Below are 3,046 nucleotides of genomic sequence, written 5' to 3' on the forward strand. Positions count from 1 at the left end.
ATGGCGCTCAGGGCCGAGCCGGATGTCCCCCGCGTGCCCAGGCCGGTTTCCGGGTTGACGCCCAGGCCGTACTGGTAGCCCCGGCCATTGTGCACGCGGCGTTGGACAAAGTTCCAGTCCACGCCCAGCTCGAAGCCGTCGCCAAGGGTGACTTCCAGAATCTGGGCGTCGATGATGACCTGCTTGCTCAGCTTGCCGCGCAGACGGTCGACCAGGGTGCCGATGGTCCGCATGCGCCGGGGCGTGGTCTGGACATAGAGGGTGCCGGACACGGGGTTGAGGGAAAACAGGCCCATCTGTCCCTCGGAACTGGTCATGACGGAGGTAATGTTTTGCCTGATGCCGTCGTACACGGAATTTTCCTGAATGCCCTTGCCCTGGGTGGCCGCGACCTGAAAGGTGCCGCTCAGATCCGTGTCGGCGTCCTCGGCGTTGGAACTGCCGAAAATATCGCCGCCGGCCTGCATCGTGACCTCGGAGCGGGCGTTCATGAATTCCAGGTCGAATGTCCGTTCCTCGAATTGTTGCACCGTCATCACGTTGTCGCGGATGAACCAGTGCACGTCGTAGGCGTCGAGCAGGGACCGGACGACCTCGGACGACAGGGCGTTTTCAAAACTGACGGTGACGCGGTTTTCCAGCGAAAGATTGGGATCGATGACCAGATCCAGGCCCGCGTTGCGGACAACCACGAACAGCACGTCGTTTAGCGGCTCGTTGCGCACGGAAATGGAAATGCGTGTTTCCTCCAGCGGATTGTACCGGGGCAGTTCCGGAGCCATGGGCGCTGGCTTGGGCGGCGTGGTCCGCTCCAGGTTGGCCTTTTCCCGGTCGCGCAGGTCCGAGAGTTCGTCATGCTCCCGGTCCAGGGACTGGTGCAGGGCGTCGTAGGCATGGGTGCTGGAGAGGCGGTTTCTGTCCTGGTTCGGGGCGCAGGCCGCCAAGGCCAGCAGAACGGCGCAAAGCGAAAAAAGATGCGGGAAGTTACTTGGCATGGCGTTGCGTGGTCTCCAGTTGTTTCATCAATTGCATGGCCTGCTGCGCGTCGAGGCGCATGGTGCCGCCCTGGACCGGATCGGCCACGGTGGCGTTGCTGGCCGGCGCGGCTTCGGTCGGGACCGGCGAGACCTTGGCGGCTTTTTCCAGGCGGACGGAGAGCGGAGGAATCCATGGCGTCAGCTCGGCCTGGCCGGCGGTCAGCAGGACCACGCCTTGCGGGGTGATGTCGCGGATGACGCGGCCATCGGGCAGGGCGTCACCCTTGGCGAAAACGCGGCCATCGATCATGGCCAGCCGTTCCCGGCCGCGAGACATGAGCATGGTCAGGCTCGTGGCCGCGCGGGCTTCCTGGCGCGGGGCGAGCAGCGTGCTGTCCAGGCGGTCAATGGCCGTTTCGGTTGGCGTGGCCTTGGTCCAGACCATGGCGTCGTGGAGCAGGACGCGGTCCTGGTCGTCGGGCAGGGCCGTGGGCACGAATTCGGGCAGGACCGGGCGCAGGGCAAGGTTGTGGTGCTGGACCGTGTCCAGGCTCCACCAGATGAAGGCGGGCACGGCGCACCAGACGAGCCCGAGTACCAACAGGCGCAGGGCGAAGGATTGGTGTTGGACGTGCATTTATTCCTCCGCGCCTTTCTCCAGCAGGAGAGAGAAAAAATTGGTGTCCAGATCGAGGCGGAATTCCTGCTGGACAACACGCAGGCCCGCCCGGTTCAGCGCTTCCAGGAAATCCGTGTACACGGCTTGGGCCTGGGTCAGACCCAGTTCGATGCTTCCTTCCAGACGCAGGCGCACCAGACGCGGGCTGTGATTGATTTCCAGCGCCTGGAGCCGGCAGGATCGGGGGCGCAGCCGAGCCACCGTGTTCCAGAGCAGCGCGGCTGGCGGCGCGGAGCGGGCGTTTTCAATGGTTTGGGCCGTTTCCATGGCCGCCGCCAGCACCGTGCGGTCCTGATCCGGGAACTGGTTGGCGGCGGTCAGCTCGTCCAGGGTTCCTTGCAATGTTGTTTTTTCCACGCGCAGCGAGTCCCGGTGGGTCTCGATCCGTTGGGCCGTGCCGCCCAGCCACAATCCCGCCCCTCCCAGAAACAGGCTGGCCGCGAGACTGCCGGTCCAGAGCCATTTTTCCCAGGGTTGGAAGCGGGCCAGGGTCCGTTCGGCCAGGGGCGTGAACGCGGTGCCGTTGTCCAGACGGCCAAGCAGGTCGGGCAGGGCGGTGAACCAGGTCTGGCCGTCGAAGCGCAGGGCCCGCACGGGCAGGACATTCATGGTCCGGGACTGGTCCGGCGGCTGGATGGCGTGTTGACTCCAGCCCTCGATCCAGACCGTGCTGTCCAGGTCAAAGCCCTGCTCCCGCGCGGCCTGGCGCATGTCGTGCATCGCGGCATCGACGTTGGAGGCAAAGTCGGCACCTTCGTCGCTGGCCAGGGCAAAACGCCGGGACCAGAGAATGGCGCCGTTGTGCCCGGCCATGAGCACCAGGGCCAGGGGCAGATGGAGCAGCAGGGCCACGGTCTGCCCCTTGGGCCAGGAACGGATCAGCCCCTGGAGCAGCGTCGCGCTGTCGTGCAGCAGAAAGCCCGCGTGGGAACGCTCGGACAAGGTGTCGAGGCGGGCGCGGTGCTGCTTGGGCACCAGTTGGTAGGCCAGCGAGGTCTGGGCGGCGACGCGGCGTTTGGCCAAGACGTGCAGTTCGAGATCGTCGGTCAGTTCGCCGTTCCGTTGCAGGGTGCGCTGGGCCAGGACATGGGCGTATTTGGGCGCGGTTTCGACCAGGATGACGCCCGGACCAGGCGCGGTGTGAAAATCGGTGATCAGGGTGTGCCAGAACGGGGGCGCTTCGTCCTCGTCCAGGGGCTGAAACCTGTCGGCCGCGAGCAGGTAGCGGCCGCTGCCGCATTCCAGCACAAAGGGCGCGTACCGGAGCGGGCGCGTCGTTTCGGGGATGCGGGCCTCGCGGGGCGTGGCGTGAACCGGCGCCATGTCCTGGGCGGACATTGGCCGCGCGGGAGGCGCCTCGGGCGCGGTCGTGCCGCCGGGGCTGGCGGCA

Annotated in this window: 2 protein-coding genes; both read right to left on the reverse strand. The window is 66.2% G+C overall.

The features are described from left to right. Nucleotides 1-995, reverse strand: a 995-nt coding sequence (locus tag EOL86_13250; protein ID NCD26541.1) for a hypothetical protein, incomplete at its 3' end; no start/stop codon positions are given. Beyond that, entirely contained in the window at nucleotides 985-1,614 is a 630-nt protein-coding gene (locus EOL86_13255; protein NCD26542.1) for a hypothetical protein, read from the reverse strand. The genes EOL86_13250 and EOL86_13255, both read right to left, overlap by 11 nt. Nucleotides 1,615-3,046 lie beyond the last annotated feature (1,432 nt).

The sequence above is a fragment of the Deltaproteobacteria bacterium genome (assembly GCA_009930495.1).
In the GTDB taxonomy this organism is placed as follows: domain Bacteria; phylum Desulfobacterota; class Desulfovibrionia; order Desulfovibrionales; family Desulfomicrobiaceae; genus Desulfomicrobium.

Coding starts and splice junctions, on each gene's coding strand:
- EOL86_13255 (NCD26542.1), bottom strand. CDS start 1,614: ATGCACGTCCAACACCAATCCTTCGCCCTGCGCCTGTTGGTACTCGGG.